14 protein-coding genes and 1 pseudogene are annotated in these 14,509 nt (G+C 66.3%); 5 read left to right on the forward strand and 10 right to left on the reverse strand.

The window, feature by feature from the left end; translation table 11 throughout:
- Positions 1 to 72: 72 nt before the first annotated feature.
- Together QXK92_RS21450 and QXK92_RS21455 are read left to right on the forward strand one after the other, a co-directional pair.
- Positions 73 to 924 carry a hypothetical protein gene (locus tag QXK92_RS21450; protein WP_371934227.1) on the forward strand — a complete coding sequence of 284 codons (852 nt, stop codon included), beginning with the start codon at positions 73 to 75 and terminating at the stop codon, positions 922 to 924.
- A gap of 95 nt (positions 925 to 1,019) precedes the next feature.
- Positions 1,020 to 1,685 carry a hypothetical protein gene (locus tag QXK92_RS21455; protein ID WP_306246393.1) on the forward strand — a complete coding sequence of 222 codons (666 nt, stop codon included), beginning with the start codon at positions 1,020 to 1,022 and terminating at the stop codon, positions 1,683 to 1,685.
- Positions 1,686 to 1,767: 82 nt separating this feature from the next.
- Here the strand turns inward: QXK92_RS21455 and QXK92_RS21460 are convergent, their stop codons facing one another.
- Genes QXK92_RS21460 through QXK92_RS21475 form a run of 4 tightly spaced genes read right to left on the reverse strand, consistent with a single transcriptional unit; the run spans position 1,768 to position 5,349 of the window.
- On the reverse strand, positions 1,768 to 2,727 hold the full coding sequence (locus QXK92_RS21460) for an alpha/beta hydrolase (protein ID WP_306245019.1): 960 nt from the start codon (positions 2,725 to 2,727) through the stop codon (positions 1,768 to 1,770).
- A gap of 32 nt (positions 2,728 to 2,759) precedes the next feature.
- Positions 2,760 to 3,926 carry an amidohydrolase family protein gene (locus tag QXK92_RS21465; RefSeq protein ID WP_306245021.1) on the reverse strand — a complete coding sequence of 389 codons (1,167 nt, stop codon included), beginning with the start codon at positions 3,924 to 3,926 and terminating at the stop codon, positions 2,760 to 2,762.
- Positions 3,923 to 4,993, reverse strand: coding sequence for an amidohydrolase family protein (locus QXK92_RS21470; protein WP_306245023.1), 1,071 nt, complete (start codon positions 4,991 to 4,993; stop codon positions 3,923 to 3,925). The genes QXK92_RS21465 and QXK92_RS21470 overlap by 4 nt, the downstream gene beginning before the upstream one ends.
- Positions 4,990 to 5,349: a Rieske (2Fe-2S) protein gene (locus tag QXK92_RS21475; RefSeq protein ID WP_306245024.1), complete on the reverse strand. Its 360-nt coding sequence runs from the start codon at positions 5,347 to 5,349 to the stop codon at positions 4,990 to 4,992. The genes QXK92_RS21470 and QXK92_RS21475 overlap by 4 nt, the downstream gene beginning before the upstream one ends.
- Positions 5,350 to 5,481: 132 nt before the next feature.
- Here QXK92_RS21475 and QXK92_RS21480 point away from each other — a divergent pair, with 132 nt between their 5' ends.
- Complete coding sequence (locus tag QXK92_RS21480) at positions 5,482 to 6,708, forward strand: cytochrome P450 (RefSeq protein WP_306245026.1); 1,227 nt, start codon at positions 5,482 to 5,484, stop codon at positions 6,706 to 6,708.
- Complete coding sequence (locus QXK92_RS21485) at positions 6,705 to 7,862, forward strand: Zn-dependent alcohol dehydrogenase (protein WP_306245027.1); 1,158 nt, start codon at positions 6,705 to 6,707, stop codon at positions 7,860 to 7,862. Before QXK92_RS21480 ends, QXK92_RS21485 begins: the two co-directional genes overlap by 4 nt.
- Positions 7,863 to 7,934: 72 nt before the next feature.
- Here the strand turns inward: QXK92_RS21485 and QXK92_RS21490 are convergent, their stop codons facing one another.
- The 5 genes and pseudogenes from QXK92_RS21490 to QXK92_RS21510 all read right to left on the reverse strand — a co-directional run bounded on the left by QXK92_RS21490 (position 7,935) and on the right by QXK92_RS21510 (position 12,312).
- Complete coding sequence (locus tag QXK92_RS21490; RefSeq protein WP_306245029.1) at positions 7,935 to 8,717, reverse strand: SDR family NAD(P)-dependent oxidoreductase; 783 nt, start codon at positions 8,715 to 8,717, stop codon at positions 7,935 to 7,937.
- Positions 8,714 to 9,154, reverse strand: coding sequence for a VOC family protein (locus QXK92_RS21495; protein WP_306245031.1), 441 nt, complete (start codon positions 9,152 to 9,154; stop codon positions 8,714 to 8,716). The genes QXK92_RS21490 and QXK92_RS21495 overlap by 4 nt, the downstream gene beginning before the upstream one ends.
- A 65-nt stretch (positions 9,155 to 9,219) precedes the next feature.
- The gene (locus QXK92_RS21500; RefSeq protein ID WP_306245033.1) at positions 9,220 to 10,047 is read right to left on the reverse strand and encodes an SDR family NAD(P)-dependent oxidoreductase; all 828 of its coding nucleotides are present in this window, start codon (positions 10,045 to 10,047) and stop codon (positions 9,220 to 9,222) included.
- A 12-nt stretch (positions 10,048 to 10,059) separates the two neighbouring features.
- Positions 10,060 to 11,281 (reverse strand): annotated as a pseudogene (locus tag QXK92_RS21505) (cytochrome P450).
- An 11-nt stretch (positions 11,282 to 11,292) separates the two neighbouring features.
- Positions 11,293 to 12,312, reverse strand: a complete 1,020-nt coding sequence (locus QXK92_RS21510) for an LLM class F420-dependent oxidoreductase (RefSeq protein WP_306245035.1) — start codon at positions 12,310 to 12,312, stop codon at positions 11,293 to 11,295.
- A gap of 106 nt (positions 12,313 to 12,418) precedes the next feature.
- Between QXK92_RS21510 and QXK92_RS21515 the strand changes: the two genes are divergently transcribed.
- A complete protein-coding gene (locus QXK92_RS21515; protein ID WP_306245038.1) occupies positions 12,419 to 13,915 on the forward strand; it encodes an acyl-CoA carboxylase subunit beta in 1,497 nt (498 codons plus the stop codon).
- A 76-nt stretch (positions 13,916 to 13,991) separates the two neighbouring features.
- Here QXK92_RS21515 and QXK92_RS21520 read toward each other — a convergent pair whose 3' ends face one another.
- The gene (locus QXK92_RS21520; protein WP_306245040.1) at positions 13,992 to 14,231 is read right to left on the reverse strand and encodes a hypothetical protein; all 240 of its coding nucleotides are present in this window, start codon (positions 14,229 to 14,231) and stop codon (positions 13,992 to 13,994) included.
- Positions 14,232 to 14,509 lie beyond the last annotated feature (278 nt).

Consider the following 14,509-nt stretch of genomic DNA (forward strand, 5'->3'; position numbering starts at 1 on the left):
CGCTGGCGACTCCGATGTTACCAATGGGCGATACCGTAAGAGATACCGGAGTTCAGTCGATAATGACGAGCGGTGGCCGTAATGGCTGACAGAGACGACGACGCGGTGCCGTCGAAGGCCGACGTGCTGGCGCTGGCCGCGGAGGCCGAGGCTGAGGCCGCCGAGGCCGAGGCGCTGGCCGCGGCGGCACGCGCCAAGGCTCGCGCCGCCCGGTTACGCCGGGAAGCGCTTGCCGCTGCCGATGATGACGACGAAGACGAAGAGGACTACGAGTACGAGGACTACGACGACGACGAGTACGACGAGTCCGACGAGTACGAAGACGCCGACGAATACGAAGAGCCGGAAGGCTATGACGAGTCGGAGAACTACAGCGAGGCCGAACCCGAGGCAGCGGCGAAGCCGTCGCGGCGGGAACGCATGCGCGGCGCGGTGCGGTTCCCGGGACTGTCGACGATCGCCAAGGTGGTCGCGGTATTGCTGATCCTGGGATTCAGCGGCCTAAGTGGCTACTTCGTGTGGGAGCACCACCAGGCCACCGACCGGGAGCAGAAGGCGGCGGCTTTCATCGCCGGTGCCAAGAAGGGCGTCGTCAACATGACCTCGCTGGACTTCAAGAAGGCCAAAGACGACGTCCAGCGCGTCATCGACAGTTCCACCGGCGAGTTCCGCGACGACTTCCAGCAGCGCGCGGCCGACTTCACCAAGGTGGTCGAGCAGTCCAAGGTGGTCACCGAGGGCACGGTCAACGCGGCAGCGATCGAATCCATGGACGGGCGCACCGCGCAGGTGCTGGTGTCGGCGACCTCCCGCGTCACCAATTCCGCAGGGGCCAAGGACGAGCCCCGCGCGTGGCGCTTGCGCGTGACCGTGACCGAAGAGGACGGACAGTACAAGATGTCGAAAGTTGAGTTCGTGCCGTGAGCGATGACGAACGCGAATCGAACGCCACCAAGCACCCCGCCGACGACACCGAAACCACGGTGATCGACACCCTCGGCGAGGATCGCGACGACGAGTTGGACACCTACTCCGACGACCATCCCGACAACTACTCAGACCACTATTCCGACGCAGACGTCGCCGAAGCCGTCGACGAGGACGCCGACGTCGAAGACGAACCCGAGGTTCACGCCGCCGAGGACGCCGAGCCCGCGCAGCGCAAGCCGAACTGGCGGCGCGACATCTGGAGCCGCAAGATCACCGTCAGGCCCATTCCGGTGCTGCTGATCGTGCTGGTGCTGATCTCCGGTGGCGTGACGGCATGGCTGTACGCCCACTATCACCGGCCCGACCAGCGGACCAGCCCCAGCGTGGGGCGTGCGGCGGTCAGCGCGGCCTCGGACGGAACGGTCGCATTGCTGTCCTATGCGCCGGACACCCTCGACAAAGACTTCGCCTCGGCCCGCTCGCATTTGACCGGCGACTTCCTGTCGTACTACGACCAGTTCACGCAGCAGATCGTCGCGCCGGCGGCCAAACAGAAGTCGCTGAAGACCTCGGCCCACGTCATGCGCGCCGCGGTGCAGGAGTTGCACCCGGACTCCGCGGTGGTGCTGGTCTTCGTGGACCAGAGCACGACCAGCAAGGACAATCCGGAACCGTCGATGGCGGCGAGCAGCGCACTGGTGAATCTGGCTCTGGTCGACGGGAAGTGGCTGATCACCAAGTTCACGCCGGTTTAGCCCGACCCCTTCCGCCGAGCGTGAACCGAGGGCGAGATACGGCGCCCGAATTCCGCCCTGTGTTCACGCTCGGCGCGCGTGATCAGACCGCGAACGCGCGGCGCAGCGTCTGGGCGTGCAGCGCCCGGTTCTCCTGCGAGACAACCCAATCGGGCACCACAGAGTCGAACCCATGGAACGTTGCGGCGATGACGTGCAGGCTGGCGGGGACGTAGGCATGCAACAGCCGGTTGGCGTAGTCGATGGCTTCGTCGCGGCACGGGTCGACGTCGGAGCAGCTGACGAACGCCGGCGGGAGCCCCTCCAGGTTGGCGCGGTGTGCGGGCACCAGCTGTCCGGTGGCGGTGGCGTGCCCGAGGTAGTGCCCCCACGCCCGGCTGACCGCCGGACCGTTGAGCCCGGGTGTGCGCTGGAATTCCCGCCGCGAGGGCGTCGCGTCGGAGTCGAGCATCGGCTGATGCAGGATCTGCACGGCGATCCTGGGCCCCTCCGCATCGAACACGCGCTGGGCGACTCCGGCGACCAGCGCGCCGCCGGCGTCGCGGCCCATCACGGCCAGGCGCCCGGCGTCGATGTCGAGTTCGGACGCATGCCCAATCGCCCACCACAGCGCCGCCTCGACATCGTCGAGGGCGGCCGGGCAGGGGTGCTCCGGAGCGAGCCGGTAGTCGACCGACACCAGCAGACAATCGGCGTCCCGGGCCAGCTCCACACAGTGCGCATGGTCGGTGTCCAGGTTGCCGGTGACGAACGCGCCACCGTGGGCGTAGATCAGCAGCGGCACGCCCGTGGCGGTGGCGCCACGGTAGAGCCGCACGTTCAGTTCGCCGCCGTCCGGGCCGGGAATCGTCCGCGATTCGACGGTGACGCCGGTGGTGTCGACCGCGGACGCGCGTTCGGCGGCGGCCCGGTCGGCACGTTCCCGCTCGGCCGGCAACGTGTCGGCGCTGAACTCGACCGTGCCCAGTGCGGCGGCGGCGTCTCGGAGTTCAGGGTCGATACGGCCCAGTCCCTGCGGCCGCGTGAGATTCGTTTGTGTCATGCCCTCTGGCCTTCCGGCTCGACGGTCAACGGCTAATCGAGAACCGTACCGCCGTCGACGCGCTCGCCGGGCAGGGCCTTGACGGTGCCGGGCAGACCGTAGAGCGCCGTCGCGTTGCCGCGCATGATCCGCTCCCGCTGGTCGCGGGGGAACCGGTTGATCGCATACATCGGGGAGTCGTAGCTCCAGTGCGGGTAGTCGGTGGAGAACATCAGGTTGTCACCGAGATCCATCATTTCCAGATACTCGCGGAACTGCACGGTGTCGGCGTCTTCCAGCGGTTGGGTGGTGAACCGCACGTGCTCGCGCACGTACTCCGAGGGACGTCGGCGCACGTGCGGCAGATCGCCGCGGCGCGCCTCCCAGATCCGGTCCATGCGCGTCATCACCGGCATCGCCCAGGTGAAGCCGCCCTCGATGAACACCACCCGCAGATCGGGATGGCGGTCGAATGCGCCGTCGAACACCAGGCTCATCAGATGTGAGACATAGAGCAGCGGCCAGGACGCGAAGAAGTCATGCCAGTGCGCGGGGTTGCCGACCGGGTAGATCGGAATCAGCTCGAACGGCGTCTGCCCCATCAGGTGGGTGGCCACCGGCAGCCCGTTGCGCGCCGCCGCGGCATAGAGCGGGTCGAAATGCTGGTTGCCGAAGGGTATTCCGCGAGTCTGCGGCGTCATCAGCACCTGATGCATGTAGGGATGTCCCGCCCACCGCTCGACCTCACGTGCCGCCTGCTCGGGCGTCTGCGCGCTGACACTGATCGAGCCGCGCCACCGGCCGTGCCAGTTGTGTTTGTCCAGCCAGACGTCGGCCAGCCAGTCGTTGTAGGTCGACTTCAGCACGTGCTCGGCCTGGGGTAACTGCGCGTCGCACATCGGCTCCAGCGACGCGATGCTGACGCCCGCGTCGAGAAGCAGTTGCTTGGCGGCGTAGTCAGGGTCGCTGCCGGCGAATCCACCGCCCGGCGGGGCGGCGTCCAGTCGCATCGACATCGTCTTGTACGAATCGGGGGTGTCATAAAAGTGCGGCACGGGCGTCACCGCGTTGCCGGTCGGCCAGATCTTGTCCACCCACTCGGCGGGCGCGTAGGACTTGAGCACCTCGGCGGAGACGGGCAACGGGTGCACATCGGTGTCGACGACGGTGACCGCGACATCCTGCGTTGTGTCCTGCTCGGACCGTTCCACGATCGTCATAACGCGCTTCCTTCACTCACCGTCAAGCCATACAGATCGCTGGCGTTTTGCCACAACACTTTTCGGCGTTGCTCGGCACTGAGACCGGCGGCCGCGTCGGCGGCCTGCGTCGTCGACCAGTGCGGATAACCCGACCCGTACATCACCAGATCCGCCTTGCCGGAGAAGTCCATCCAGCGGGCCGCGTGCCCGGCCGTCGGAGATCCGTCCAGCGCCGAGGAACAGAACCGGACATGGCCGGGCAGGTATTCGCTCGGATACCGGTCCACCCACGGCGTCTGATCGCGCATCGACAGCCAGAAGGTGTCCAGTCGCCACATCAGCGGTGTGAGGATGTCGTAGCCGCCGTCGGCGAACACGAACTTCAGTCCGGGGTGCCGGCCGAACATCCCCTCGACAATCAGGGTGGCCAGGTGCACGAAGTAGTTCAGGGGCATGAACGACGCGTAACCCGGATAGGTGTGGGCATGCCCGGCGAACGTCGGCGGATGGTCGACGCCGTTGCCGCCGTTGATGTGCACCGCCACCGGCAGACCATGGGCGGCCGCGGCCTCCCAGATGGGTTCGAACATCGGCTTGCCGAACGGCTCGCGCGACTGCATCGGCACGCCGACCTGCACCAGCTTGGGATGGCCGGCGAGGCGCTCGATCTCGGCGACCGCACCCTTGGGGTCTTCGGGATTGACCCGGATGGTGCCCCTGAAACGGTCGGTGGTGTCGGGTTCGAGCCACCGGTCCAGCAGCCAGTCGTTGACCGCGGCGCAGATACGGCTGTTCAGCAGGTAGTCGGCGATGTTGCCGCGGGTCAGCGGGTTCAGGATGGCGTAGCTTGCCCGCGATTCCGGGGGGCCCTCGTCGAACAGATGCCGGCTGACGATCTCGGGATCCGAACCCGGGTATCCGTCGCCGTAGAGGTCGGCGCGGTGGTCGCCGCCGGGCGCTTGGTACCACTGCTGTTCGACGTCGGGGATGGAGCGCAGCTGGTGGGCGGCAGGGAGATAACGCCGGATTTCGGCGTTGTAGCGGAAATGCGGCTGGACGTTGGCGTCGACGACTGGGCCGATCATGCGGTCACGAACACTTCCCCATCGGCGACATCCACCGGATACGTCCGGACGCGCCGAGCCGGATCGGCTACATTGCGCCCGGTGGTGATGTCGAATTCCCAGTTGTGCCAAGGGCATCGGACGATCTGGCCGTCCCGCACCCGACGCACCCCGCCCGGCTCCTCGGGTGCCGGCTCGTTGGTGCCGCCCAGCAGGCCGAGGCACAGCGGAGCGCCCTCGTGCGAGCAGTAATTCACGATCGCGTACAGCGCGCCGCGCACGTTGTACACACCGACCCCGAATTTCCCTATGTCGACCAACTTCATCGCCCCGGGCGGCAGGTCCTCGAGCGTGCACACGAATCGGCGTTGTGGCATCGGGGTGTCACCGCCTTCGCTCGTGGGGGCCAGCCGTTGTCGTCTAGGTTGCTATTTATATTATGATAGCGACATTCCGCTTTCCGGCCCGCGTGTCCACGGGCAAACTCGGTTGCTCAGGGAGGAGCGCTGGTGACGCTCAGCACCAATCAAGAGGGCGCGCCGGTCGCGCTCGATTTCACCGGCGAGAACAGTCCGTACCCCTTCTTCGAGTACATGCGCCGTACCGACCCGGTGTGGCATGGCGGCCTGATGGACACCGAGCAGGTTCCGGAGGAATTGCGCCCCAGCGATGAATGGGTGCTGTTCGGATACGACGATGTGTTCCAGGGCTTCCGTGACGACGCCACCTTCACCTCGGCGAAGTACGACGAGACCATCGGCCTGGTGATGGGACACACCATCCTGGCGATGGGCGGCAAAGAGCACCATGACCATCGCAGCCTGGTGGCCAAGGCGTTTCGGGCCACGGCGCTGGAACGCTGGGAACCCTCGGTGATCGGGCCGGTCTGTGACCAACTGATCGACGAGATCAAGGCCGACGGCCACGCCGATCTGGTGAAGGCGCTGACGTTCGAGTTCCCCACCCGGATCATCTCCGAACTGCTCGGTCTGCCGCGCGAAGACCTCGATATGTTCCGTCGTCTGTCGCTGGATCTGATTTCGATCTCGTCCGACATCATGGCCGGCCTGACCGCGGCGGGCGAGTTGCACGGTTACTTCCTCAACCAGGTCGAACAGCGTCGCCGCAAGCTCACCAACGACATCATCGGCGATCTGGTGGCCGCCGAGATCGACGGGGAGAAGCTGACCGACGAGGCCATCATCGCGTTCCTGCGCCTGTTGTTGCCAGCCGGACTGGAAACCACCTATCGGTCGTCGGGGAACCTGTTGTACGCCCTGCTGACCAACCCCGAACAGCTGGAGATGGTCTACCGGGACCGCTCGCTGATCCCGGTGGCGATGGAAGAGGGCCTGCGTTACGAAACCCCGCTCACCATGGTCATGCGCACCACCACCCGGGAAATCGAACTGGGCGGCAAGACGATTCCGGCCGGCGCGCAGATCGACATGTGCATGGGCTCGGCCAACCGCGACGAAACCCGGTGGACCGACCCGAATACTTTCGACATCCGCCGCCCGCGTCAGGCCCACATCGCCTTCGCCGGCGGCATTCACATGTGTCTGGGCATGCACCTGGCCCGGCTGGAGACGCGGGTGATGCTCAACAGCTTGTTCGACAGGGTGAAAGATCTGAAGTTCGTGGCAGACGACGGCACCGGCGAGGAGTCCAAGATCGTCGGGCTCGTCTTCCGCTCCCCCAACAAACTGCCCGTCACCTTCAGCCCCGCCTCATGAAGAGCCGCGCGGCGATCCTGCACGGCATCGGCGGACCGTGGTCGGTGGAAGACTTCGAACTCGACGCGCCGCGGGCCGGCGAGGCCCTGGTCGAGATGGCCGCAGCGGGGCTGTGCCATTCCGACGACCACATCCTCAAGGGCGACATGTCGGCGCCCAACGAGGTGATGAAAGCCATGGGATTGCCGACCATGTTCCCGATGATCGGCGGCCATGAGGGATCGGGCATCGTGCGCGAAGTCGGGCCCGACGTCACCGATTTCGCGGTGGGCGATCACGTGGTGATGTCGTTCGTCGCCGTCTGCGGCCAGTGCCGTTGGTGCGCCACCGGCATGGAGTACCTCTGCGACACCGGCATGGGCACCATGATCCCGGGCATGCCGACCGACGGCACCTTCCGGCACCACACCGCCGACGGCAAGCCGCTGGGCCATTTGGCGAAGGTCGGCGCTTTCGCGAAACACACTGTGGTATCGGTGAATTCGCTGATCAAGATCGAACGCGAGCTGCCGCTGGTGCCCAGTGCCCTGCTGTCCTGCGCGATTCCGACCGGGTACGGTTCGGCCGCCAACCGGGCCGGGGTGCGCGGCGGTGACACCGTCGTGGTCATCGGGGCCGGCGGCATCGGCACCGGCGCCATCCAGGGCGCCCGGATCAACGGGGCGGCGCAGATCATCGCTGTCGACCCGGTGGAGTTCAAACAGAAGTCGGCCCTGCAGTTCGGCGCCACCCACAGCGTCGCATCGGTGGCCGAGGCCACCGATCTGGTGCGCGGCCTCACCCACGGGGTGATGGCCGACTCGGTGGTGGTCTCACCGTCCCTGATCACCGCCGACGACGTTCGCGACGCGGTGGCGCTGACCCGCAAGGGCGGCACCTGCGTCCTGACCGGTATGACGTCGCAACTGACACATTCGGTCAACATCAACCTGCAGGACTTCATCCTGATGAACAAGACGTTGGCGGGCACCATCTTCGGCTCGTGCAACGGCAAGGCCGACATCTCCCGGCTGGCCCGGCTCTACCAGACCGGGCAGCTCCAACTCGACGAGATGATCACCAGGCGCTACCGCCTGGACGACATCAACCAGGCCTACGCCGACCTGCTGAACGGTGAAATCGTCAGGGGCGTAATCGATTACGGGCTGTCGTAAACTCGGTTCCCGCCGACTGTGAATTGGGCGACGCGACACGCCGGTACTGCGTCGTGAGGTTCACTCTCGACGCTAGGCCTCGCTGGCTTTCTGCTTGGCTTTGTGGAGCTCCTGCAGCTTCTTGAGCCGCATCAGCTTCTCGACCTGGCCGTAGGCGTCGATCGGGCTGTGTAGCGACAATCCGCCGTCGGCGTGCAGCACTTGGCCTGTCACCCAGGACATTTCGAGCACACCCACAATGGCCTGCGCCACGTCGCCGGGCTCGCCCAGCCGGCGCAGCGCGGTCCGCTTGGACATGCCCTCGACCCAGGCGGGCCACTTCTCGGCGTCGGGCAGCATCGGGGTCCGGGTGACACCGGGACCGACGGCGTTCACCCGGATACCGTGCACACCCCACTCGACCGCCGCGACCTTCACCAGCATGTCCAGGCCCGCCTTGGACACGCAGTAGGCACCCATGTCCCGGTCCGCGACCGTGCCGCTGATGCTCGAGACGACGACGATCGAGCCTTCCTGTTCGGCGTCGACCATGGCCTGGGCGGCCGCCCGGATCGTGTAGAAGGTGCCGGTCAGATTGACGGCCAATACCCGCTGCCACTCGGCGGGATCGATGGCCAGCAACAGACCGGACGAGCCGATACCCGCCGAGGCCACCACCCGGGTGGGCACTCCGTGCTCGCGGACGGTCTGCTCCATGGCCGCCGTCACGGAGTCCAGATCGCTGATGTCGCAGGCGATGTCGCCATTTGCCACATCCCAGACGACGACGTCGTGGCCGGCATCGCGCAGCATCTCGGCGGCCTGGCGGCCGATCCCGGAGCCACCACCGGTCACCAGCGCAGTCGAGGCGCTCATGCCGCGGGTCCGATCAGTTCGACCAGCACGCCGTCCGGGGCGGTGATCACCGCCATCGGAACCGTCTTGCCCGCCGGGGCGGGCATGGTGATCTGACGGACGCCGTCGGTGAAGCCCAGGTCCGCCAGCGTGGCCAGCGTCGCATCCACCTCGCGCTGCAGCGAGAGGAGAAAGAACCCGTGCCTGGGGCCGGAGTATTCGCGCGGCGTCTCGTCGGCCCCGGACAACTCCACCAACTCGACGATCCCGCCGTCCGGTGCCTGCGGGTCCCCGAGAAAGATCGATCTCAACTGATCGGTCTCGGCGCCGAACAGTTCCGGCCAGTCACCGGTGAAGGTGTGGTCGAACAGTTCCGTCAATCCGAGTCCGTCCCGCCAGAACCGCAGCGAGCGTCCGACATCGGCGGTACAGATGGCGGCGTGATGAACACCCAGCACGAAGTCCCCTTCCGGTAGCGCATCCAGTATTACCGCGCCGGCAGCAGGCCGGACAGCGACCCCGGCTAGGTCCGCGCCAGTGCGGCAACCGTGCGATCCCAGAGTTCGCCGGCCAGCACGGGATCGTAGGCCGCGCGGTTGGCCTTCGAGACTTTGTGCCGCGAGTAGTACTCGCCCGGTTGCCAGTCGACCCCGGGGGTAGCAGAGGCCAGCCAGACCAGTTGTTCGGCCCCCTCGTCCGCGGTGGCGGTGAACCGGGCCGTCACCGGGACGTAGTTCTTCATGAAGTGCAGCAACCGCGAGCCCGAGGCTTCACCGAAGTTGGAGTTGACGTAGCCCGGATGAAAAGTCGCCGCCGATATTTCCCGATAGCGGCGGTGTAATTCCTTGGTGAACAACACGATTGCCAGTTTGGTCAGTGCATAGGCGATGCCGGGCCGGCGCCGCGCGGTGTGCTCGAAATCGGTGATCGTGACCTTGGGTAGCAACCGCTGCGACGAGCTGGTGGTGTTGACGACGGTCGCACGCGAGTCGACGAGCGTGTCCAGCAGCTCTGTGGTGAGCAGGAAGGGCGCCAGATAGTTGACCTGATACGTCTTCTCCAGCCCGTCGGCGGTCATCTCGGGTTCCCGGCACATACCGCCTGCGTTGTTGGCCAGCACGTCGATGCGCGGATACTCCGAGCGGATCTTGTCCGCCAGCGCCCGCACCTGGGACAGGTCGGCGAAATCGGCCACGTAGTAGTCCGCGCCCAGCTCTTCTGCCACCGCAGTCGTCTTGCGCTGCGAGCGGCCCACCACGACCACCTTCGCACCGCCGCGGGTGAGTTGCCGAGCGGCCGCGGCACCGATGCCGTCACTGGCACCGGTGATGACAATCGTCTTGGGCGTCATATCGATCGCATCCTAGGACAGCGAATACCGCACGGGCAGGTGCTTGAGACCCCCCGACGAACGTCGCGGCGACCAGTTCCGGATCACCGGCCAGCTCGATGGATGTCAGCCGGGGCAGCAGCTCGGCGAAGAAACTGCCGACCTCCATTCGGGCGAGCGCCGCTCCCATGCAGAAATGCACTCCGTAGCCGAAAGCCACGTGCTTGTTGGGCTCGCGCCCGACATCGAAGCGGAACGGATCGTCGAATACGTCCTCGTCGCGGTTGGCCGACACGTAGGACAGCAGCACCGATTCGCCGGCCGCGATCGGGACTCCGCGCACCTCAGTGTCGGCGGCAGCGGTACGCATGAAATGCCGGACCGGAGTGACCCAGCGGATCATCTCCTCGGTGGCGCGCGGCATCAGGGCGGGGTCGTCCTGCAGCCGCCGGAGCTGGTCCGGGTTTTCCAGCAGCGCGTGCAGCCCACCGGAGATGGTGGCGCTGGTCGTATCATGTCCGGCGGTGGCGACAATCAGGTAGTAGGACACCGTTTCGATATCCGACAGCGGCTCCCCGTCGATGCGGGCGTTGGCGATCGCGGATGCGAGATCTTCGGTCGGGTGCTCGCGGCGGGCAGCGGTCACTCCGTTGAAATAACCGAACATGTCCAGCAGCGCGGGCAACTGGTCCTCGGCCGTGGTGCCGCGCTTGTATTCGCTGTCGTCGCTGCCGAACAGTTCCTGGGTCAGCTTGAGCATGCGGGGGAAGTCGGCCTCGGGGATACCGAGCAGCGACATGATCACGTAGAGCGGGAAGTTCACCGCCACCTCTTGCACGAAGTCGCACTGCGGACCGACTGCTCTCATCTTGTCGACGTAGATCCTGGCCAGTTCGTCGACGCGAATCTTCAGCGCACGCATCGCTTTGGGCCGGAACCAGTCCGAGCCGATGGCACGCACCACCCGGTGCTGCGGATCGTCCAGATGGATCAGCGTGCGCACCCCCGAGGCCGCCTGCAACTCGTCGCCTTCGATGGTCGCCAGTACCGGCCGCGGCCAGTTGGTGAACAGCCCGTTGTTGCGCTCGATATCCATCACGTCGGCGTACTTGGTGATCGCCCAGAACGGCCGGTAACCGGGTACGTCGACGCGGCACACCGGCGCGCTGGCACGCAGATGGGTGAGCGCCGCGTGCAGCCGCCCTTCATCGGTGTAGGCCTGCGGATCCGCCAGCAACCTGGCGGCCTCGTCCATGGTCGGCGCACTCATCGGCGAAAGTCCTTGAGCGCCCGCTGAACACAGTCCGGCGAAGCGGCATAGAAGATGGGCAGCACCCGGTCGGCCACTCCGTCGCACCTGGAGCGCAGCGCAGCGCTGACGTCGTCGGCCGGGCCGACCACGGCGAAGGTGCCGAGGATCTCGTCGTCGATCAGTGACCCCATAGCATCCCACTCGCCTTCTTTGGAGAGGCGGTGCAGTTCCTCGTGCAGGTCGCCCCAGCCGTGCAGTTCGAGCACCTTGCGGTACGCCGGGGTGGACCCGTAGAACGCGATCTGTTTTCGGGTGGCCGCCATGGCGGCTTTCAGCTCGTCCTCGTTGGTGCCGGTGGCGACCATCACCTCCGCCGACACCTCGAAGGCGCTGCGGTCCCGGCCCGCCCGTTCGAGACCGCGTTGCAGGATGGGCAAGGTCACGTCGGTGAGATAGCGCTTGGACACCATCGGGTGACCGAGATGGCCGTCGGCCACCTCACCGCACATCTCGGTCATCGCCTCACCGACCGCCGCGAGAAAAATCTTCGGCGGCGGGTACGGGTTCGGCTCCGGCGTGAACATCGGCGTCATGATCTTGTGCGTGTAGAAGTCACCCTCGAACCGGAGCTTGGTGCCGTCCTTCCAGGCCGACCAGATCGCGTGCAGCGCTTCGACGAACTCGCGCATCCGGCGGGCAGGGTGGCTCCACGTCATGCTGAAGCGCTTCTCGATGTGAGCCTGAATCTGGGTGCCCAGCCCGATGATGAACCGGCCCTGCGAGTACTCCTGCAGGTCCCACCCGAGGTTGGCGACGGTCATGGGGTTGCGGGCGAAGGCCACCGCGATGTTGGTGCCGAGATCGATGCGACAGGTGTGTTCGGCTGCCAGCAAAAGCGGCAGGAACGGGTCGTGGCTGGTTTCGGCGGTCCAGCCGCCGTCGAAGCCCTGCTGTTCCAGAGCGCCGGCCGCCTCGACCACTCGGTCCAGCCTGTTGGGTATGCCACCGTCGATCTTGAGGCCCCCACGCACCATAGTGGGAAAGCTACAGTAAGCAATTCGGTAGGGTCAACGTCAGCGCGGCGCTACAGTGAGCACGTCATCAGGAACCGACCGCCCGGTAGCGAGTGAGGACCAAGGCATGGCCAACTCCCAGGACTGGCAGGAGACGCTCGACGACCTCGACCGCCGCCGCCGGCACTCGCGCGGCATGGGTGGGCAGGAGCGCCTCGACAAGCACCGCGGCAAAGGCAAACTGGACGCGCGGGCCCGCATCGAGCGGCTCCTGGACGCCGGCACGTTCCGGGAAATCGGCACCCTGGTCGGCGGTGACGTCGCCGCCGACGCGATCGTCACGGGTTCGGGCCTGGTTCATGGCAAACCTGTCATGGTCGGCGCCGAGGACTTCACCACGCTGGCCGGAAGCATCGGGCCCGGCGGCAATTCCAAGCGGTACCGGATCGCCGAGCTTGCGGTGCGCGACCGCGTCCCACTGGTGATGCTGCTCGACGGCGCGGGATTTCGGCCCACCGGTGGGCATTACGGCCGCACCCCCACCGACCTGCTCGCCCAGACGCAGTGTTCGGGGCGGGTGCCGACGGTGGCCGCGGTGCTGGGTCCCTCGGCCGGGCACGGCGCCCTGGTGGCTCCGGTGTGTGATTTCCGGATCATGAGCCGGCACGGCACCATCTTCACCGCCGGCCCGCCGGTGGTGAAAGAGTCCACAGGAGAGGACATTTCGAAGGAGGACCTGGGCGGCCCGGACGTCGCACTGCCCAGCGGGGTGATCCACAACGTCGCCGAGGACGACGAGACGGTGCTCGACGAAATCCGCCGTTATTTGTCCTATTTTCCGGCAAGCGCCTGGTCCTATCCGCCCGGCCTGCCCGCCGACGAAACGACGGCACCGCGGCCCACCCCGGAGTTGTTGAACATCGTCTCCCGGGACAATCGTCGCGTCTATGACATGCGCGCGGTGCTCGACGTGGTCTTCGACCGCCCCGACTGGTTCGAGGTGCAACCGTCGTTCGGCAGGGCGATCATCTGCGCGCTGGCGCACCTGGGCGGGCATCCCGTCGCCGTCGTCGCCAATCAGCCGCAGGTGCTGGCCGGTTCGATCGACGCCAGTGCCGCGGACAAAGCCGCGCATTTCATTTTGGTCGCCGATTCATTCCATCTGCCCATCGTGTTCCTGGCCGACAATCCGGGGATGCTGCCCGGCAGCCGCTCCGAGCGCAGCGGTGTCCTGCGCAGCGGCGGGCGGATGTTCGCCGCGCAGACCGCCGCGACGACGATCAAGTTGCACCTGACCTTGCGCAAGGCTTACGGCTTCGGCTCCATGGTGATGTCGCTGCTCGGCTTCGACCACCAGTCCGCCACGTTCGCCTATCCGGGAGCGACGATGGGCGCCATGAGTGCGGCGGCGCTCAGCCGCGCCTCCCACGCCGGTGAGGACCTGACCGCCAAACTGCGCGACGCCGAGCTGCAGGCATCCTTCCGCTCGGCTGAAGGGTTCGGTTTCGACGAACTGATCGATCCGCGGGAGACCCGCGATGCGCTGCTGGTCTCGCTGCAACGCGCGCTGTCCGCCCGGCAGGCGGTCGCGGAGCCGGTGACCCGCACCGTGATCTTGCCCTGACTACGCTCCTGGTAAAACCGGCGGGCTTATTCACATCAACTCCGCCGCAACGGGATCAATTCTCAGCGACTCGAACTCACAGCCGGTGAATCTCACGGGCCAACAACGAGCGCTCAAGGTACGCGTAGCGCTCCGGCTTGCTCTTCTTGCGCGCCGGGAGTGCTGCCTCTTTGGGCGCCAGGAAGATGCGGCGCATCGACGCGCCGATGACCCGGGATTTGTCGACTAACCAACGAGGTGACGACGTGGTCTTTTTGCGCGGTAACGGCACTGCTGCCGACGTGCTGAGGACAACCTCCTGAATATGTGTGGTCATGAGTTCGTTCCTTCACTCGACGACCCAGCGCCGCGGCCTCATCCTGCGAATCGCTGTGAATTGAGGCCGTCAGGCAATGGGTCAATTGCTGCTAACACCCAGAGTAATACCCATACCCGTAGGGGTATTCCTCGTGTGACCGGTGTCATACCCGAACCTCTGCCATCACACCCGGAGGTCAGGCCATGCCCCTGCGCCGTGATCGCCCCTGACGTTCCATTGCGCGAGCAGACGCAAACTCGCACGCTGCAGCGCGCTGCAGCGCGAGTTTGCGTCTG

This window comes from Mycobacterium sp. TY815 (assembly GCF_030755135.1).
Taxonomy (GTDB): Bacteria; Actinomycetota; Actinomycetes; order Mycobacteriales; family Mycobacteriaceae; genus Mycobacterium.

Excerpts from the sequence above, each read along its gene's own strand:
- QXK92_RS21460 (WP_306245019.1), bottom strand. The coding sequence starts at position 2,727 with ATGACACAAACGAATCTCACGCGGCCGCAGGGACTGGGCCGTATCGAC.
- QXK92_RS21465 (WP_306245021.1), bottom strand. The coding sequence starts at position 3,926 with ATGACGATCGTGGAACGGTCCGAGCAGGACACAACGCAGGATGTCGCG.
- QXK92_RS21470 (WP_306245023.1), bottom strand. The coding sequence starts at position 4,993 with ATGATCGGCCCAGTCGTCGACGCCAACGTCCAGCCGCATTTCCGCTAC.
- QXK92_RS21475 (WP_306245024.1), bottom strand. The coding sequence starts at position 5,349 with ATGCCACAACGCCGATTCGTGTGCACGCTCGAGGACCTGCCGCCCGGG.
- QXK92_RS21485 (WP_306245027.1), top strand. The coding sequence starts at position 6,705 with ATGAAGAGCCGCGCGGCGATCCTGCACGGCATCGGCGGACCGTGGTCG.
- QXK92_RS21490 (WP_306245029.1), bottom strand. The coding sequence starts at position 8,717 with ATGAGCGCCTCGACTGCGCTGGTGACCGGTGGTGGCTCCGGGATCGGC.
- QXK92_RS21500 (WP_306245033.1), bottom strand. The coding sequence starts at position 10,047 with ATGACGCCCAAGACGATTGTCATCACCGGTGCCAGTGACGGCATCGGT.
- QXK92_RS21510 (WP_306245035.1), bottom strand. The coding sequence starts at position 12,312 with ATGGTGCGTGGGGGCCTCAAGATCGACGGTGGCATACCCAACAGGCTG.
- QXK92_RS21515 (WP_306245038.1), top strand. The coding sequence starts at position 12,419 with ATGGCCAACTCCCAGGACTGGCAGGAGACGCTCGACGACCTCGACCGC.
- QXK92_RS21520 (WP_306245040.1), bottom strand. The coding sequence starts at position 14,231 with ATGACCACACATATTCAGGAGGTTGTCCTCAGCACGTCGGCAGCAGTG.